The 18,177-nt window shown below is 44.0% G+C and carries 14 protein-coding genes; 8 read left to right on the forward strand and 6 right to left on the reverse strand.

From position 1 onward, the window contains the following. Window positions 1-186: 186 nt before the first annotated feature. The 3 genes from lon (at window position 187) to DXK30_RS03720 (ending at window position 4,810) form a co-directional block, all read left to right on the forward strand. The gene (gene lon, locus DXK30_RS03710) at window positions 187-2,784 is read left to right on the forward strand and encodes an endopeptidase La (protein ID WP_227670794.1); all 2,598 of its coding nucleotides are present in this window, start codon (window positions 187-189) and stop codon (window positions 2,782-2,784) included. A gap of 142 nt (window positions 2,785-2,926) precedes the next feature. Next, entirely contained in the window at window positions 2,927-4,057 is a 1,131-nt protein-coding gene (locus DXK30_RS03715) for an META domain-containing protein (protein ID WP_162799508.1), read from the forward strand. 195 nt (window positions 4,058-4,252) lie between these two features. Beyond that, window positions 4,253-4,810, forward strand: a complete 558-nt coding sequence (locus tag DXK30_RS03720; protein WP_114700504.1) for a superoxide dismutase family protein — start codon at window positions 4,253-4,255, stop codon at window positions 4,808-4,810. Between the two features lie 84 nt (window positions 4,811-4,894). Here the strand turns inward: DXK30_RS03720 and topA are convergent, their stop codons facing one another. Next, window positions 4,895-7,564 (reverse strand): type I DNA topoisomerase, encoded by a 2,670-nt coding sequence (gene topA, locus DXK30_RS03725; protein ID WP_114700505.1) that lies wholly within the window; start codon window positions 7,562-7,564, stop codon window positions 4,895-4,897. 283 nt (window positions 7,565-7,847) lie between these two features. Continuing rightward, window positions 7,848-8,444 carry a hypothetical protein gene (locus DXK30_RS03730; protein WP_114700506.1) on the reverse strand — a complete coding sequence of 199 codons (597 nt, stop codon included), beginning with the start codon at window positions 8,442-8,444 and terminating at the stop codon, window positions 7,848-7,850. Between the two features lie 357 nt (window positions 8,445-8,801). Between DXK30_RS03730 and DXK30_RS03735 the strand changes: the two genes are divergently transcribed. Then, the gene (locus tag DXK30_RS03735; RefSeq protein ID WP_227670795.1) at window positions 8,802-9,341 is read left to right on the forward strand and encodes a DUF2799 domain-containing protein; all 540 of its coding nucleotides are present in this window, start codon (window positions 8,802-8,804) and stop codon (window positions 9,339-9,341) included. Between the two features lie 209 nt (window positions 9,342-9,550). Here the strand turns inward: DXK30_RS03735 and DXK30_RS03740 are convergent, their stop codons facing one another. From DXK30_RS03740 to DXK30_RS03750, 3 genes are all read right to left on the reverse strand, one after another. Further along, a complete protein-coding gene (locus tag DXK30_RS03740) occupies window positions 9,551-9,952 on the reverse strand; it encodes an ExbD/TolR family protein (protein WP_025651314.1) in 402 nt (133 codons plus the stop codon). A 160-nt stretch (window positions 9,953-10,112) separates the two neighbouring features. Beyond that, a complete protein-coding gene (locus DXK30_RS03745; RefSeq protein ID WP_114700507.1) occupies window positions 10,113-10,802 on the reverse strand; it encodes a MotA/TolQ/ExbB proton channel family protein in 690 nt (229 codons plus the stop codon). Window positions 10,803-10,910: 108 nt separating this feature from the next. Further along, a complete protein-coding gene (locus DXK30_RS03750) occupies window positions 10,911-11,870 on the reverse strand; it encodes an energy transducer TonB (protein WP_114700508.1) in 960 nt (319 codons plus the stop codon). A 486-nt stretch (window positions 11,871-12,356) separates the two neighbouring features. Between DXK30_RS03750 and DXK30_RS03755 the strand changes: the two genes are divergently transcribed. The 4 genes from DXK30_RS03755 to DXK30_RS03770 all read left to right on the forward strand — a co-directional run bounded on the left by DXK30_RS03755 (window position 12,357) and on the right by DXK30_RS03770 (window position 16,605). Beyond that, the gene (locus DXK30_RS03755; RefSeq protein WP_114700509.1) at window positions 12,357-13,409 is read left to right on the forward strand and encodes a siderophore ABC transporter substrate-binding protein; all 1,053 of its coding nucleotides are present in this window, start codon (window positions 12,357-12,359) and stop codon (window positions 13,407-13,409) included. 81 nt (window positions 13,410-13,490) lie between these two features. After that, a complete protein-coding gene (locus DXK30_RS03760) occupies window positions 13,491-14,576 on the forward strand; it encodes an ABC transporter permease (protein WP_390178018.1) in 1,086 nt (361 codons plus the stop codon). A gap of 95 nt (window positions 14,577-14,671) precedes the next feature. Then, on the forward strand, window positions 14,672-15,757 hold the full coding sequence (locus tag DXK30_RS03765; protein ID WP_114700510.1) for an iron chelate uptake ABC transporter family permease subunit: 1,086 nt from the start codon (window positions 14,672-14,674) through the stop codon (window positions 15,755-15,757). A 77-nt stretch (window positions 15,758-15,834) separates the two neighbouring features. Next, window positions 15,835-16,605 (forward strand): iron ABC transporter ATP-binding protein, encoded by a 771-nt coding sequence (locus tag DXK30_RS03770; protein WP_114700511.1) that lies wholly within the window; start codon window positions 15,835-15,837, stop codon window positions 16,603-16,605. Window positions 16,606-16,702: 97 nt separating this feature from the next. On the opposite strand, the gene DXK30_RS03775 is transcribed toward DXK30_RS03770, so the two are convergent. Beyond that, a complete protein-coding gene (locus tag DXK30_RS03775) occupies window positions 16,703-18,019 on the reverse strand; it encodes a PepSY-associated TM helix domain-containing protein (RefSeq protein WP_114700512.1) in 1,317 nt (438 codons plus the stop codon). Window positions 18,020-18,177: the final 158 nt, after the last annotated feature.

Genomic DNA, 18,177 nt, shown 5'->3' on the forward strand with positions numbered 1-18,177 from the left:
TCACACTCCTGACGACATAGTATTGATAACATTAATAGCATTGCTTACTGGGCGCTCAAACAACTATTTAACAAAGATAAGCAGACGACTTCACCATTCAGCCTTGCAATTTTTTTCGTGAGCACCATTTATCTAAACATGAACCACGAACTTGACTTTACAAGTCTGGGGAACGAGGAAAAACATATGAGTGAACATAATATTGATAAAGACAACATCGACATCGATGTATCATCTGCCCTGAACACTGACACGACGTCTGACGCAAATACTGATGCTAATATCAGTGCTGACGCGAACAATGAGACAGAGAACTCATCTACGGATGAGTTAAATGCCTCGTCTAACGCTGTCAAAGACAATGAAGATGAAAGCTATCTGCCACTGCTGGCATTGCGAGACGTCGTCGTTTATCCACATATGCAGATTGCATTGTTTGTGGGACGCGCGCCATCGGTGAAAGCGGTTGAGTTGGCACAGGCTGAGTATGGCAACAAAGTGCTGGTAGTCGCGCAAAAAGACTCACTGACCGAAGATATTGATCAAGATAACTTGTATCAGTACGGTACGGTTTGCCGCATCGTCAGCACTATGCCACACGATAGCGATGAGAACTGCATTAAAGTATTGATCGAAGGTCAATACCGTGCTCGTGTCGATAACATAGAAGGCCATGATGACTTATTGATGGCGAGATTTGAGCGTGCCGACCTTGACGTCAGCATGGATGAAAGCCAACAGAAAAACACCATTCAGGCATTAACTACATTATTCGAAAGCTATGCAGATGCGCGACTTCGCAATGCACGTGAGCTGACTCGTGTGGCTAAGCGTATCGACGACTTGCTTGAGTTGGTTTATTTCATCTCAACTCGTGTGTCGATGGACCTTGATATCAAACAGTCTTTCTTAGAAGAAGACGATATCAAAACGCATATCAATACTTTGACTGAATATCTAGTCAAGCAAAGTGCTGAGCAAAATATCGAACAAGATATCCAAGATGCTGTCCGTCAGCAAATGGAAGATAATCAACGCGAATATTTTTTAAATGAAAAGATGAAAGCCATCAAAAACGAGCTGTCAGATATGAATGACGGCGCGTTCGATGGTGAAGATGATGTGGCTGAGCTAGAGCAGCGTTTAGAAGATGCTGACCTGCCAGAAGATGTGCGCAAAAAAGCTGAGCAAGAGTTCAAAAAGCTCAAAATGATGCCACCTGCATCAAGTGAATCGTCAGTCGTACGCAACTATATTGAATGGATTTTGGACACGCCGTGGAATGCGACGACCAAAGTCTCGATCAATTTAGACAAAGCCAAAACAGTATTAGACGAAGACCACTACGGTCTACAAGATGTAAAAGACCGTATCTTAGAATATCTCGCCGTGCAATCACGCGTGAAAAAACTTCGTGGTCCGATTCTATGTCTCGTTGGTCCTCCAGGTGTTGGTAAAACTTCACTAGGCGAATCTATCGCCCGTGCTACGGGTCGTAAGTTTGTGCGTATGGCGCTTGGTGGCGTACGTGATGAAGCAGAGATTCGTGGTCATCGCCGTACCTATATCGGTGCTATGCCAGGTAAAATTGTTCAGTCATTGGCAAAAGTAGAAGTCAAAAATCCGCTGTTCTTATTAGATGAAATTGATAAGATGGCGCAAGACTTCCGCGGTGATCCAGCGTCAGCATTGCTTGAAGTATTGGATCCCTCACAGAACGATACATTTAACGACCATTATTTAGATATGGACTTAGATTTGTCGCAAGTGATGTTTATCTGTACCGCCAACAGCATGGATATTCCGCCTGCGCTGCTTGACCGTATGGAAGTTATTCGTCTTCCAGGTTATACCGAAGAAGAAAAGGTCAATATCGCACAGAAATACCTAGTGCCAAAAGCAATTAAGCAAAATGGTCTCAAAGAAGGTGAAATTGAGATTGTTGAAGCAGCATTGCACAGCATCGTGCGTAGCTATACCCGTGAAGCAGGTGTGCGTAATCTTGAGCGTGAAGTGAACAAGATCTGCCGTAAAGTGGTTCGCGGTTCGGTTGAAACTCATGGCGCACGTGCTCCGAAAAAAGCAGAACGTCAGCTAGTGACAGTCGATGACAAAAACATCGATGATTATCTAGGTGTACATCAGTATGACTACGGTCTGGCTGAAGAAGAGCCTGAGATTGGTCGTATCACTGGTCTTGCATGGACTCAGGTCGGCGGTGAGCTATTGACCATCGAAGCGGTCGGCATGAAAGGTAAAGGCGAGCTTAGCTTTACCGGTTCACTAGGCGATGTGATGAAAGAGTCGATTCGCGCAGCTATGAGCGTGGTTCGTGCTCGCGGTGATAGCTTAGGCATTGATTATGAGACGTTTAAAACCACTGACGTCCATGTGCATATGCCTGAAGGTGCTACGCCAAAAGATGGCCCATCAGCTGGTGGTGCACTGACGACAGCGCTCGTCTCTGCGTTGACAGGTATCGCTATCCGTCCAGATATTGCGATGACAGGTGAGATTACCTTACGCGGTAAGATATTACGTATCGGTGGCCTTAAAGAGAAATTGCTTGCGGCACATCGCGGCGGTATCAAGCACGTCTTGATTCCAGCGACCAATGAGCGAGATTTGGCTGATATCCCTGATAACGTGAAAGAAGGCCTAACCATTCAACCAGTTGCGACGATTGAAGAAATCTTAAAGGTTGCTTTGGTCAGTATGCCAACACCAATCAAACCTGCCAAAGTGACCGTCGATAAAACTTCTGGCAAAGCACTTCATAATTAATTGAACCTTTATTAAACTCGTCTTATAGATTAAGAAGCCGCTCATCACAATGATGGGCGGCTTTTTTTTGGCAATAATAAACGACAATCTCTCTACAGCCTTGTGCTATATTTCAGACAAATGTTTATTTAGTAGAAAGTTTATGATTTTAAATCGTTTACGGATGCCTCTAGCGATAATAAGTGCATTACTACCAGTCGCTTTGTTAGGCTGCCAAACAAACAGCCTTAATCATTCAGCCCAAACCAGTACCGTCATCGACGATAAAAACTGGTCAGTGACAACACTAAAACCCAGACTGTTTCAAACGATCACCAAATACGACTGGCAACTGACGCATGTTAGCAATGATAAAAGCAAACTCATACGTGTTACTTTTCAGCCACCCCTAACTATGCACGTTCGCCCAGACCTGTTAACCTTTGATGACGGCTGCTACCGACATCTCGTGTCCTTTGATATGTGGCTGCCCTTACCTTATCCTTATACAGATGCATCAGTACAAGATACAACTAAATCGCCAATCAAGGCTGCTGACTGCACAGCGATATATCAAGCAACTACCCAAGACTGGCGTGGTAATAAAATCATCCCTAGTGATACAGCATCTCTATTAAACGCGACTTTTGGGCGCTACGCAGGAACGAATTTCATATTTAATCCTGTGATGATTCAGTCCATACAGGTTAATAAAGCCATAGAAAAACAGCTCGCTTTAAAGACCAGCAAGGGGAAAACACTTATCTTTTCGGGCACGCCCAAACCTGAATACCCTGTGACTGGCATACCACTCACCAATGAATTATTAGAGCGCTATCGCTGGCAGCTAGTACAAGTGACGGACAAAGCAGACGCAATCTTGAGTGAATTTACGCAAATAGAAGAACCTATTATGCTTTCCTATGGTTTGGATAACTATAGTGGTGATGAGAGTGACGAACAAAATGGCTTTGAGTCAGGTATATATGGTCAAAGCTTTGGTGTCTCTGTTGGCTGCAACGGCGTTAGTGGGCCTTACGCCCTCTCTATCAATCAAATTTTACTTACTGGCAGTTTTCCTTCTACTATGATGAGCTGTGGCGATACTCTTGATGATGTCGAATCACAGCTTCGACGTATGATGACCCATAGTAAGAGTCAATTGACTTTAAAATACGGGGATAGTAAAGCGAAGACAATTACAGAGCAGTCAGAGCCAAATTACTTACTCACCCAAACTTTAGATTCTGGTGAAACGTTAATTTGGAAAAATGAGCCAAAGAAAACCCTTTAATACATTTTCAAACCCATACGTTACTTACATTTATTAACTGATTGTTGCGCATTTGATGAATAACTATAGAGTTAGCTTGGCTATACTGACTCCGATGTTAACGAATATTGACACCGATTTTATAGAACAATAACGATAGATATTCGTGGCTTTAATGAAGATTAAAAATAACAACTCAAACAATTGGAGATGATAATGAATAAGACATTACTTGCAAGTACCCTATTATGCGGTTCAGCGTTAGCAATGACTGGTTGCCAAACAGTGGAAAGTCAAATGCAAACGGGTAATCCTTTAGCACAGCCAACGCTAAAATCAACCATACAAACAGTAGATGGCGAGAAGAAAGAAGTTGGTCAAGTTTTCTTACGTCCAGTTGATGGTGGCGTCCAAGTTTACGGTAAACTCACTAACTTACAGCCAGGTAGAACTGTCTCATTACATATTCACGAAACAGGTAGCTGTGCTGACATGGGTAAAGCGGCAGGTGGACACTTTAATCCAGATAACAAACCACACTCTAATCCAGATGACATGAATGGCCATGCTGGTGACTTGCCAAACTTAACTGCTAATGCAGACGGCGTGGCAACGATCAACTATGTGAACAAAAAAATCACTGCTGATGAAGCAGGTAAGTATAGCGTCAATCGCTTAGCCTTTATCGTTCATGCAGGCGCAGATGATTACAGTAGTCAACCATCAGGCGCATCAGGCGATCGCGTTGCTTGTGGTATTATCGAAAAGAGCTAATAGTATCTATATTTAGCTATTATTGATAGCACAAAAAAACCTCTTAGATACTAAGAGGTTTTTTCATGGTTAATGGAAAAATAGTTATTCTTCTACCCACTCACCTTTACGCCAGTACACACCCCAACGCGTGGCCTTGCCGTTTTTCTCAGAGCCGATATACTGCTCTTTTTTCTTACGCGACCAGCGCAATATGGTTGGGTTGCCTTCAGGATCTTCGTCTGGTCCTGCAAACAGATACTGGAACTTATCTTCCATCTTGTCTTTGATTTCTCGTAGCTCAGCCAGCTTTGGCGGACGTGTCTCGCGCACTTTTGGGAACTTAGACGCTGCTAAGAACATCCCAGCCGCCCCTTCACGCAAAATGAAATAATCATCATGCTTGGTCGACTTTAGCTCTGGTAGGTGGATTGGATCCATACGTGGCGGCGCTGCTTCGCCTGTTTTTAGTACCTTGCGCGTATTGTCACATTTTTGACAAGCGAAGTAAGGACCAAAACGTCCCGTCTTCAGCTCCATCTGCCCATCACACTTATTACAATCGATGGTAGGGGCATCTGAACCCGGTACTTCGAACTTACCTTCTTCTAGGATATAACCATCACAATCAGGGTTGTTACCGCAGATGTGCAGCTTTAGACCACCATCCACGATATAGCCATTCATCGCTGTACCACATTTTGGACAGCGTTTTTTCTCCATCAAATCTTTGACTTCGGCCGCTTCGTCTTCTTCACCTTCGGCATCATCGAGATTGGCGAAAGCTTCGACTGGCATTAAGTTTTTAGTGCCTTTACAGCGCTCTTTTGGCGGTAGATTATAGCCAGTACAGCCTAAGAATACGCCTGTTGACCCTGTGCGCAACTGCATCGGACGATCACAGATATCACAATGGACATCTGGCACGTCAGTCGGATCGTTTGGACGCATGCCGTCTTTTTCTTTGGCACGCTCTAGAGTGGTTTTGAACTCGCCATAGAAATTATCAAGCACATCTTTCCAATCTTGATCACCTTCTGCCACATGATCGAGCTTGTCCTCTAACGCAGCAGTAAAGGTATAATCCATTAAGTCTGGGAAGCTAGCCGTCAATCTATCGGTGACGATATCACCCATTTTTTCGGCAAACAGACGCTTATTCTCAAGCTTCACATAGCCGCGATCTTGAATGGTTGAGATAATTGAAGCATACGTCGATGGACGACCGATGCCTTTTTTCTCAAGCTCTTTTACTAGGCTTGCTTCAGTATAGCGAGGCGCAGGCTTAGTAAAGTGCTGACTTGGATCTAGCTTGTCTAGGTTTAACTTATCGCCTTTTTTGACATCAGGGAGTAAGGTATCATCAGTTTTGGCTGGTGGCATGACTCTTGTATAGCCATCAAATACCATGGTACGGCCGCGGGCTTTTAGCTCGATATCATCTGCGCCTACAAACAGGTTCACTGATAAATATTTGGCAGGTAACATCTGACACGCCACAAACTGACGCCAGATTAGCTCGTATAGACGTATAGCATCACGCTCAACACCTTTGAGCTGTGTTGACTTCATATTGACATTAGAAGGACGAATCGCTTCATGCGCCTCTTGTGCACCTTGCTTGTTACCATAGAAATTTGGTTTTTCTGGTACGTATTTTGCGCCATAGCTGTCTTCGATATGACCACGGACAGCTGCAAGGGCATCGCCTGATAAGAACGTCGAATCAGTACGCATATAAGTAATATGACCCGCTTCGTATAGACGCTGTGCCAAAATCATGGTTTTCTTAACAGAGAATCCTAAGCGTGTACTAGCAGCCTGTTGCAAGGTCGAAGTAATAAATGGCGCGCTTGGACGTGATTGCGTTGGTTTCTCTTCACGCTCTTTGACGATAAAATCGCTTGCTTTGAGCACCTCTAAAACTTTATCGGTCTGCTCTTTATTACCAAGCTTTAGGGTTTTGCCACCTTGCTTGGTCGCCTCTAAACGTATACCGATTTGCTCAGCGTCTGAGGTTTTTTTGGCTTTACCATTAGCAATGTGCGTGTCCGCATGAATCTGCCAGTATTCTTCTGGAATGAACGCGCGAATCTCATGCTCACGCTCGACGACCAAGCGCATAGCGACTGACTGTACACGACCTGCCGACAGTCCTCGGGCTATTTTTTGCCATAATAGTGGCGATACCATAAAGCCGACAACACGGTCCAAGAATCGACGAGCTTGTTGCGCGTTCACGCGGTCAATGTCTAATTTCGAAGGCTGTTTAAACGCACTTTGGATAGCTGACTTGGTAATCTCGTTAAAAACCACACGTTGATACTTGCTATCAGGGCCACCGATGACTTCTTTTAGATGCCAAGCAATCGCTTCCCCTTCTCTATCCATATCCGTTGCTAGATAGATTTTGTCAGCGTCTTTGGCTAATGCTTTAAGCTCTTTGATGACTTTGGTTTTGTTTGGTAGTACTTCATAAACTGCTGCCCAGTCATGCTCTGGATCTACACCCATGCGGCGTACCAGTGCTTGCTGCGCTTTTTCTTCTTTGGTCAGACTGTCATCTTTTTTAGCGGTTGTTGCTTTCTTTGCGCTTTTGCTCGCACTGACCGGCAAATCACGGACGTGACCGATACTTGAGCGTACGATAAAGTCATCACCAAGGTATTTATTAATCGTTTTTGCCTTGGCTGGTGATTCTACAATCACCAAAGACTTACCCTTTGGGCTGTCAGCAGCTGGTGCTGGACTTTTTTTGGTTGTGGTTTTTGCCATGTTTGACGACACCATAATATAAGTAAATTAAAAGTAAGATTAAATTCAGCAGCACAGCAATTTATGGAAGCGGATACTCATGGTTTGGCCATGGTTCAGCTATTTATAGTAATAATCGCTGCTGATAAAAAAGGTTATAAAACAAATAATAACCATAAAATAAAGATATAGTTATAAAGACGTTACACTGCTAAGCGTTAAACTGTCAACTTTAAATAATTTGAATATAACAAACCGCTTGCATATTGCCCTTTAATGGAGACGAAAAAACGCTTTACTAGGTTTATGCTTTTTTTTGCATCTGTAGCGCCCACTTCTCAAGGTTTTCTTTGAGCACTAGTAAGTCCGCTTCGATCCGTTTTTGATGATACGTAGGATTAGATGCTGGACGTACATAAGCAATATCTTCCCAATAAATAATAATGCTATTGGCCTTGGTCAATAGACCTTTAACAAACGGTTCGATACTTACTGGCAGCTCTAACGGCACTTGATCCAAGCTAAAATCAGTTTTTTTGACTACTGGATTATTGCTGATTTGACTAGAACGAATCGCACTGGGAATAGTAAGCGTCTTATCATCTGTACTGGTATCGACAAAACTGCTGTCTGGTCGCCACTGTCCATCAATCACTTGATAACGGGTATGCGGCAGTTTAGTGTCTTCAAATATCAGGCAGTACTGTCCAAGCATACCGCGGCCATACTCATTATCACGACCTTTGATCCAATCAGGGCACGAAACGAGCTTTGGATTGAGCTGTAAACGACGCGCGGTCATACGCAGCTTATCCAAACGCTGATCGATACCGTTCGGTTTGAGCGCCATCATACTCCCTAATACGAATAGTACAATGATAACGCCAATCAATGTTCCCATGATGGTCTGGCCTTTTGACTAAATGAAAAAGATACTAAGAGATATAGAGTGAAATATCGCTAATGAACCGTTATTTATAAATAGTACATATAGTTTTGCGATTAGTACGATAATAAACAACGATATATAAGGGCTTATAATGAGCACGAACCATTAAAAATCAAGCGTTGTCGTCCAATCGCGGTGCAACAGGTGCTTTTGAAACATATGACAATTTAGCAAGTTACGCTATTAAATCAGCTATTTAGCGTATACAAATTTACCGAACACAGCACGCTATAAAAACCAGATTCGAAAAGTGGTCAGCGCAAAAAAGTGCTATGATAAACCATAATTTTAAACGCGCGCAGGTTTATTATGAATTATCTTATTGAGTCAAACTCATCGGGCGCTTATCACGCTCGCAAGCTGATGAGTAAAGTCATGAGCAAAACAAGCATGAGCCTATCGCTACTTGGCGCGGTCGTACTGACATTATCGGGCTGTGCCACGACTCAGAGCCTAACTCCGCAGCAGTGTCAAAGCAGTAACTGGCAAGAAGTCGGCTATGCTGATGGCTCACAAGGTCGTTCAGGTGCTTACTTCGGTCACTATACTAATAGCTGCGCCAGTGTCGGCGGTGCTAGTCCTAACCGTATCCAATGGGAGCAAGGCCGTCAACAGGGTCTCAAAAACTATTGTAATGAGCTGAACGCTTATAAGCTCGGTCGCGAAGGCTATGACTGGCAACCTGTCTGTCCGTTAGAAGGTATTGAGAAGTTAGAAGAAGCCTACTCCCAAGGGCGCTACTACTACATCCGTCAGCGTGATCTCGACTACTTACGCTCACCTTACCCATTTGGCTACAGACATGCAGGCTTCGGTTACGGCTATCGTCCATTTGGCTACGGCTGGTAAAAAAAGAAAACCTCACTAACGACTTAATTTGAGGTTTAAGTAGTTAATGAGGTTGGAGAAAATTTTATTATTTTAATTGTTTTTATTATAGCGGTGTTGGTTGTTTTACTGGTTGGGCTATTGATTTATCTAGCCAGTTTTCTACTATAGAGCCAAAGCTACTAGTACTGACTCACAGTGCTTAAGTTATTCAATATTTAGCTACTAAGCTACTCATTCACAAAGGCGATTTTGGTCAGTCCAGCATTACTTGCCGCTGCCAAGACTTGAGCGACCGTATCGTACTTGCCTTCTTTATCTGCACGTAACTGTACTGCTGGATTCTTACCAGTCGCGCCTTGCTGCTGCAAGCGTGTCTCCAACTCTTCCATACTGATTGGATCACTATCCCAGAATATCCCCGCATCTTTATCAATACTGACTTGAATCGCTTCTGGCGGCGTTTCATTGAGCGCGGCACTAGTCTCTGGCAAATCTAAAGGCACCGTCGGATTCAGCACGGTCGCTGTCAATAAAAATATAATCATCAATACCAGCATGATATCGATAAGCGGAATGAGGTTCATCTCATCCATGCTTCGTACGTCATCATCACCCAATTGAAATGCCATAGTTACTCTCAATGCTTTTGGTTATTTTCACACAGCCAGGCTATCTTTCGACTTGTCGTTTTAGCCTTTATAGACCCAACGCTTGCAGCCTTAATGTTTACAGACTTATCGCTTACAGACCTAGCGTTTACAGAATCAGTATCTGCAAAATCAACACTATCTATAGTTGCTTCGGTACAGAACTACTGTAGTTGCTGGTATGCTGCGTCTCGCTAGTAGTTGAACGACTGCTTGTTGCAGCGTGCACTTGTGAGGCGCTAGCATGATTGCTCGCAGTTACCTTAGTAGTATCCACAAGACCCGTTGATTGCGCCAATAAATCATGCGCTCTATCGTTGGCTTGATACATTATGCGGCGATTGATACGTACTGCAAGGTTGTAAAACACCACGGCTGGAATCGCTACTGCAATACCAAGACCTGTCATAATCAGTGCTTCACCGACTGGCCCTGCAACTTGCCCCAATCCTGCCTGACCACTCACACCGATGTTGTGCAAGGCATGGAAAATACCCCATACAGTACCAAACAAGCCAATGAACGGTGCAATTGCTGCCGTCGTGCCAAGAATTGGCAGACCGCGCTCACTAGCAAAACGATAGCGACCGATATGCTTGAGCAAAGTCTGCTCAGTCACCAAACGGCATGTGGCAGCATCAGCACCAGCCAAGTCAGACTGCTTGGCTTGTAATTGCTGACTCAAATCATCTGCTACATTGGTCGCCAGTTTGCGACTTTGCAATACGCGGACGATACCTGTCACCCAAGAGAGAATAGATAACGCAAGCAACAAAAAGAACAACGTTTTTGTCACCATGTCGCTGATCTGCCAGTATTGCATAAAGTCCATGTCAGACTCCTTAATGTGTAATGCCATTACATGATACTGAGGTAAATACCATGTTTAGTTTTATAATGAAAAATGATCAATAAATACGTTGTTATAAAGTATGAGCTATCAAGGAACCGCGTAACTGATCGGTAGGGTCACATCACCTACCACGGGTACGCCATTCTTAGTAAAGGGTTTGAATTTGCCCGATCGCACTTGACGTCGGGCTTCTTTGTCTACTAGCGGATTACCTGATGATTGGGCAACGCGCACGTTATCGATGCCGCCTTGCTTGTTGACTCGTAATACCAAGACAACATTGAGCGTATCACCAGAACGGGCTCTACGTGCGGCGCGCTCAGGGAAACTAAAGTTTGGCGCAGATGCCCAGTTGGCTGAGCTAGCAGTAAAGCTCACAGGCTCATTACTCTGTGCTAAAGCAGCTGCTGCTTCTGCCTCAGCTCTTGCTTGTGCAGCGGCGGCCTCTGCGGCAGCCTTCGCTTGAGCGGCAGCTTTGGCATCAGCGACTCTTTTGGCTTCTTGCTCTGCCCTAGCTTGCGCCTCTTGCTCAGCTTTTCTGACTTGTCGCTCTGATTCAGCTTGGGCAGCTGCTTTGCGCTGTGCTTCAGCTGCTGAATTATCAACCTTTGGTTTCGGTAGTGGCTCTTTTGGGGCTACTTTTTGACTGGTATCAGGACGAGGCTTTTCTGACGCTATAACAGGCGTCACTTTCGGCTCTATATTTTTTACAACAGGCTCTTTTGGTTTTACTGGGGTCTCTGTTGGTTGTTTAACCGGTTCTTTAGGCTTTGGTTCAGGTTGCGGCACTGGCTGAACTTGTACCTCAGGCTGTACTTCTTTTTTGGCTGTGACTGTTTGCTTTTCTACTTCAGTTGAGACCGTTTTTGCCGGTAATGACACAAACTTTATCTCAAGTGGTGACATCTCTTTTTTTGGCTCAGGTTTGAGTTCAGGCGTTTTTATTGCCACTAGTGCAATTGCGGCAAGCACATGGAGTCCTAGTACTGCAACAATAGCTAGCAATAACGACTTAAGTGGTGGCGCGTCTAAATCCGTTGAACTCATAACAGCCTAATGTTTATTACTCAGAGTAGAATGGCGTAGATAATAATGCAAACGATAATTATTATCAATAATAATTTACAATATTTTCGCTATTTAATACATCTCTGACACATGGCATTGCTTAGTAGTTTTACCTATCAGGGCGCTCATTTTCATGAACGTTCCTTACTTCTATACTTCACTACTATGAATCTTATCTTTACATCAAATGATACGTTGCGTTTAATATAGCAAGTGCTGTTAATAAAAACCATTATCATTTATATTGATAATGAGTCTCAACTACTTTATTATAATCGCTGTCTTGTCTACCCATACTATTTTTATAAAAACTATTCGTATAAAAAATTAGTGATTGGTACTAAGTAGACTATTTATTTTATGCTTTTTATCTCAAGCATCTTTCAGACTTAATATTTTTAGCGTTATTCATTTGCAATTATTTTAGACAATTGCTTAAACATTTTTTGATAGACCGAGTTCATTATGCCGACACCCTTATTATCTAGCAGATCTACCGCCTCTTTTTTTAAACGTCCATTATTGACTGCTGCCATGACAGCGTTGTTAGCTACTGTAGTGGCAGGATGTAGCTCGCCTGAATCCAATGACTCTGAGCCAGCAGACGCCAAAACTGAAAACCCAACGGCTGATGAATCACAGAACGTTGCCAATAACGACGCTGTATCTGCTGAGAAAATCATGGTCAATACCGTAAAAGGTGATGTTGAGCTGGCTATGAACCCATCGCCACTTGTCGTTTATGATATGACGTTGATGCAAGACTTGGCCGCGCTAGATGTGGCGGTCGATGGTATGCCTGGTGGTCTATTACTAAAGAATCTACACTCAGAAACACAGCCTGATCCAAAATCGGTAGGTACTGTGTTTGAGCCAGATCTTGAAGCGTTGAATGCAATGCAGCCACAAGCTATTTTGGTCGGTTCACGCATGGCAGAAAAATACGACGAGTTATCAAGTATCGCGCCGACATTGGACATGAGTATTGATACAGCCAATATCTATGAGTCAAGCAAGCAGCGCCTGCATGATCTAGGTGCGCTGTTCGGTAAAAGCGATCAAGCCGCTAAGCTACAACAGAACATCGATGGACTCATCACTGAGACCAAGAGTCTAACAAAAGAAAATAAAGGCACTGGCCTAGTCGTCATGGTCAATGGCAATAAAATGTCAGCCTATGGTGACAAGTCTCGCTATGGTTTTATCCATACTGTGTTAGGTGTACCAATGGCAGATGACAAAATTGCCGATGCGCCTCATGGTCAGCCGATATCGTTTGAATACATCCAAAAAGCCAATCCTGATTGGTTATTTGTCATCGACCGCAGTGCCGCAATTGGTGAAGACGGTATTGGTGCCAAGGCCGTATTAGACAATCCATTGGTTGCCCAGAGCAATGCGTGGAGCAAGCAGCAAGTGGTTTATTTGAGCCCAGACTCTTACTTAGCATTTGGCGGCTACTATCAGTGGATGCAGGATCTAACGACGATCAAAGATGCTTTTGCTAGCGCTAAATAACGTCGTTAATGATAAAAACGATTGTTGTACAAGCAAGTATTATTGCCGTTAACACTGCTCATGTTTAAGCCAGTAAAGATTATGTCGTTATTTTCACACCGTACTCACGCTAGGCTCAAATCCAGTACTGCTCCATCAGCGTCAAGCTGGCAAAGAGGTACTGGCAATGCGTTACATCAACGTACTGTCATACCACCGTGGTTCATCAATACAGCAAGCCTCATTCTTATGGGGCTTTTGGTGTTATTGAGCCTATCTATTGGTGTGGCTGATTTTTCGTGGTCAGGTATCTTGCAAAGCCTGCTGACTCAAAGTGCCAATTCCGATAGCTCATTATTGTTGGTTAGCCGTATACCGCGCACCATCGCCATTATTTTGACTGGTATTGCGATGGCAGTAGCTGGGATGATTATCCAAGTAGTGCTAAAAAACCGCTTTGTAGAGCCATCTATGGTTGGTGCAACTCAGAGCGCGGCACTTGGTTTGCTAGTGGTCAGTTTATTGTTCCCTGCCAGTGCCCTCATTGTAAAAATGGGTGTGGCAACCATCGCTGCCGTTTTTGGCATGATGCTATTTATGCTGCTCATTCATCGCATTCCGCCTACTGATTTTTTGATGATTCCACTGATTGGCATTGTCTTCGGCGGCATTATCGAAGCCGTCACTACCTTTATCGCCTATCAAACCGAGTCGCTACAGATGCTGAGTGTTTGGCAATTTGGGGATTTTTCAGGCGTATTGGCAGGGCGCTATGAGCTGTTGTGGCTCACGGGTGGACTTTGTGTGCTGGCCTATATCATAGCTGACAAGCTGACTATCGTTGGTTTGGGTGACAATATCGCCTTAAACTTAGGTATTAGTAAGCGTCAGGTCACTTGGATTGGCGTGGGTATGGTAGCCATGATGAGCGCTGTCGTGGTCGTGACTGTGGGCATGATTCCTTTTATTGGGCTGGTCGTGCCAAACATTGTGAGCCGTCTAATGGGAGATAAATTGCGTCGCAGCTTGCCAGCAGTTGCCCTACTTGGTGCTTCAGCCGTGCTGCTATGCGATATTATCGGGCGATCTATTCGCTACCCATTTGAAGTGCCGGTCGCCACTATCTTTGGTGTGGTTGGTACGGTGCTGTTTTTATGGCTGTTATTACGTGCGCCAGCTGAGCAGTAGCACCATGTTCACTAACTATGTATTAATTTTCAACACTCACTTACCGTCGTTCATTTTTGCCTTATTAGATAAGCTTGGCACCATAGGATTTTTGTATGTTCTCATCAACTAAGCTTACTTCTACCAAGACTGATGCTACCAAAACCAGCACAGCGATAGATAACTCATCTTCAGCAGATGGTCAGTATTCAGCCGCTGCCCAAGGTCATTTGGCAAAGCTTTGGGCATGGATAGCTGCGCATCCGAAATCTATTGCAGCTATTATTCTACTGATCTCGATGACCTTGTTTATGACGCTCAATGTCAATGGCTATTGGGACTTTGCGCTACCATTACGCGGCAAAAAACTGCTAGCACTGATGGTGGTTGGCTATGCGATTGGCGTGTCGACGTTACTGTTTCAGACGTTGACTCACAATCCAATTCTAACGCCCTCCCTACTCGGATTTGATTCACTCTATGTTCTGTTGCAGAGCTTACTGGTTTTCTTTTTAGGTGCGATTAGCTTTACCAGTCTCGATCCTATTGCCAAGTTCACGCTAGAGATTGTCCTGATGTTTGGCGCATCTTTATTATTGTTTAAGCTATTATTTTCTAAAAGCAGTCAGGATTTGACGCGGCTAATATTGGTGGGTGTTATCTTTGGCGTGTTGTTTCGCAGCTTATCAGCACTCATTGCACGGCTGATTAACCCTGATGATTTTGTGGTCGTACAGTCTGCTAGCTACGCACAGTTCAATACGGTCAACCCTCAGCTGCTGGGCATCAGCTTATTTATCTGTGCCATCACTGCGATATTTGTGTGGCGCTGGCGTTATCAGTGCGATGTGTTGATGCTCGGACAAGCACAAGCCGTCAATCTTGGTATCAATTATCAACGTCTGGCATTTGGTCTATTAACTGTCATTGCTGTACTGGTTGCCACGGCTACCGCTCTGGTCGGTCCAGTGACTTTCTTTGGTCTACTGGTTTGCGCATTGACCAATCGCATCGCTCGACATATGTATCACACCGAGCGGCTGATATTGGTCAGTTTGGTTGCCATGATTTGCTTAGTGCTGGGTCAGACTATCTTTGAGCAAGTGCTAGATATGGCAGGCGTATTGTCCGTCGTGATAGAGCTAGCAGGCGGATTGATGTTCTTAGCATTGATATTTATGTCTCAGCGCCGTTCTTTATGATTACTTAGCCGACATTGTTTATTTAGCTGATGCTGTTGATAGAGAAAAACCTAAGACTTTTTTAAATAAGACTGACTATGATTAAACTGAATAATATCTCTCACCATATTGGCAAACAACAAATCTTGCATGACATCACATTGTCTCTGCCACCTGCTCAAGTGATTGCTTTGATTGGGCCTAACGGTGCTGGGAAGTCTACGTTGTTTTCTGTTATGGCCCGCTTGCAGCCGCTACAATCTGGGCAGGTGAGCTTCGCTGTAGATAATGAGGAACGTGATATTGTCAGCTGTCAGGCGCGGACGCTGGCCAAGACTGTCGCGATGCTTGGGCAAGACAATCATGTGCAAGGACGCCTGCGCGTACATGAGCTACTGATGTTTGGTCGTTACCCTTATCATCAAGGACAACCAACCGCTGACGATCAGCAAAAAGTGCAAGAAATCCTTGAGCGCTTTGAGCTTGAGCCACTTGCCGAGCGTTTCTTGTCAACGCTATCAGGTGGACAGCGTCAGCGCGTGCTGATTGCTATGATTGTCTGCCAAGATACACCCTATCTATTGCTCGATGAGCCACTGAACAACCTAGACATGTATCATGCTGGTCGACTCATGCGTGAGCTACGCCAGCTTAGCCACAATCAGCAAAAAACCGTGGTAATCGTCCTGCATGATATCAACCAAGCGGCACAGTTTGCTGATACAGTGGTTACGATGAAAGCAGGAGAAGTGACCGCTGTAGGTCGCCCTGCTGATGTTATTACTAAAGAGACGATGAAAGATTTATACAACGTCGATGTCACTGTCCTAAGTCATCAAGGCCGTCCAGTGATTGTTGATGCGGTTTAATGACTGGTTATATTCAAGTACGCAATAAAAACTCAATATATTACTAGCACATTGGTACTAGCAATATATTGAGCATATTAATTTTATGTCTTAATATCTATTTAAGTTTTTGTGATGCTTTAAGTCGCTGCTGTCGACCTTTCCACCACAGATAGACGCCAGTAACTGACAACACTGTCACAGCCAAACCTACCAGTGCTAAAAATATTTGATACAGTAAATGGCCGATGCCATGGCCAATATGACCCATATGCAGCGTTGACAGCCATTGGTCTACTTTATTGCCAAAACCGCTTTGATAACCAAAATTAACGCGCTCGACCCTGCCAGTTATGGCATCAACCGTAATAGATGATGCGCCGCCTTTTTTACCAATGTCCTTATCTGTTTTAAAGCGCAGCTGCCATTGACCTTCATCCTCAATCCAACGTATGCCTAAAAACTCTCGTACTAGCATACCCTTGCTTTGGGCGGCGGTGTTTGCCTGCTCACTTAAATAAGCAATGCTATTGGCTTTGTTGACCACATCAACAGCCTCATTGTTTACAGCCTTAAGACTAGTCGCTATTTCTGCACCAGACGCCTGCTCTGCTTTTCTAGGTGGTTTTCTTGAGCTCTCCTGTCTTTCATCTCTTCCCTCAAGACCTACGACAGCGTGCATCACAGGTTGATAGACCTCTCTTAGGTTAAAACCAACACTAGACCACGCGATGACAAACAAGATCCCCCAAAGCCATAATCCAAAAGCATGGTGTAGATCATAATTCAATTTAAACATATTACTTTTGGTACGGATTTTCCACGCTGGTAACCAGCGTTTCAAAAAGGATGCACGTTTTTTAGGCGAGGTTTGGTTCTTTGCTTTTTTCTTAATCGCTCTAGGAAACGTTAAGTAAAAGCCAATAAAGCAATTAATCGTCCACACGAGCGCAACAATCCCTAGTAGCAATTTTCCAATATCACCCAGTAATAAATCGCGATGTAACCAAAACACTTTCCACATGGTGTTATGCCATGCCCACTCATCTCTATCACGAGTACCAATGATATCGCCAGTATAAGGGTGGACATAAACTTGTTGAAACGGTGCTTTTGGTTGGTTTTGGGCGGCTTTTCCTCGTGCTCTATCTACCGAAAACACGGCTGACCTCTCTGCTGCTATCGAGGTTGGCATACTAGAAAAATTATATTGAGGGTACGCACTGATGACCTTGTCATGAAGCTCGGCAATAGGCAGATGTGATGCGTTTTGTTTCTCAACCTGAGCCAGTTTATGGTTGAAAATATCGTCTAGCTCTTCATGAAATGCCAATAAAGTGCCAGTAATACCAGTAATAATTAAAAAAGCTGCCATGGCAAGCCCAGTATAACGGTGAATCCATAGGCAGGCTTGACGAGGATTGAATGAAATCATTAGTCTTAGTTCTTTATCATATGTTGTTTTAGTAGATGCTTATCAGTTGGCACGTCATTGCTGTTATAGCCAATGTAAAAGCTAGTAGGCAATAAAAAGCCAGCTCCCGTATAAGACAGCTGACTTTATAAGTACGATTAGACTTAAATTCGATAAGC

Origin of the sequence: Psychrobacter proteolyticus, assembly GCF_003350005.1 — a bacterium.
In the GTDB taxonomy this organism is placed as follows: domain Bacteria; phylum Pseudomonadota; class Gammaproteobacteria; order Pseudomonadales; family Moraxellaceae; genus Psychrobacter; species Psychrobacter proteolyticus.

Excerpts from the sequence above, each read along its gene's own strand:
- lon (WP_227670794.1), top strand. The coding sequence starts at position 187 with ATGAGTGAACATAATATTGATAAAGACAACATCGACATCGATGTATCA.
- DXK30_RS03715 (WP_162799508.1), top strand. The coding sequence starts at position 2,927 with ATGATTTTAAATCGTTTACGGATGCCTCTAGCGATAATAAGTGCATTA.
- DXK30_RS03720 (WP_114700504.1), top strand. The coding sequence starts at position 4,253 with ATGAATAAGACATTACTTGCAAGTACCCTATTATGCGGTTCAGCGTTA.
- topA (WP_114700505.1), bottom strand. The coding sequence starts at position 7,564 with ATGGCAAAAACCACAACCAAAAAAAGTCCAGCACCAGCTGCTGACAGC.
- DXK30_RS03730 (WP_114700506.1), bottom strand. The coding sequence starts at position 8,444 with ATGGGAACATTGATTGGCGTTATCATTGTACTATTCGTATTAGGGAGT.
- DXK30_RS03735 (WP_227670795.1), top strand. The coding sequence starts at position 8,802 with ATGAATTATCTTATTGAGTCAAACTCATCGGGCGCTTATCACGCTCGC.
- DXK30_RS03740 (WP_025651314.1), bottom strand. The coding sequence starts at position 9,952 with ATGGCATTTCAATTGGGTGATGATGACGTACGAAGCATGGATGAGATG.
- DXK30_RS03745 (WP_114700507.1), bottom strand. The coding sequence starts at position 10,802 with ATGGACTTTATGCAATACTGGCAGATCAGCGACATGGTGACAAAAACG.
- DXK30_RS03750 (WP_114700508.1), bottom strand. The coding sequence starts at position 11,870 with ATGAGTTCAACGGATTTAGACGCGCCACCACTTAAGTCGTTATTGCTA.
- DXK30_RS03755 (WP_114700509.1), top strand. The coding sequence starts at position 12,357 with ATGCCGACACCCTTATTATCTAGCAGATCTACCGCCTCTTTTTTTAAA.
- DXK30_RS03760 (WP_390178018.1), top strand. The coding sequence starts at position 13,491 with ATGTCGTTATTTTCACACCGTACTCACGCTAGGCTCAAATCCAGTACT.
- DXK30_RS03765 (WP_114700510.1), top strand. The coding sequence starts at position 14,672 with ATGTTCTCATCAACTAAGCTTACTTCTACCAAGACTGATGCTACCAAA.
- DXK30_RS03770 (WP_114700511.1), top strand. The coding sequence starts at position 15,835 with ATGATTAAACTGAATAATATCTCTCACCATATTGGCAAACAACAAATC.
- DXK30_RS03775 (WP_114700512.1), bottom strand. The coding sequence starts at position 18,019 with ATGATTTCATTCAATCCTCGTCAAGCCTGCCTATGGATTCACCGTTAT.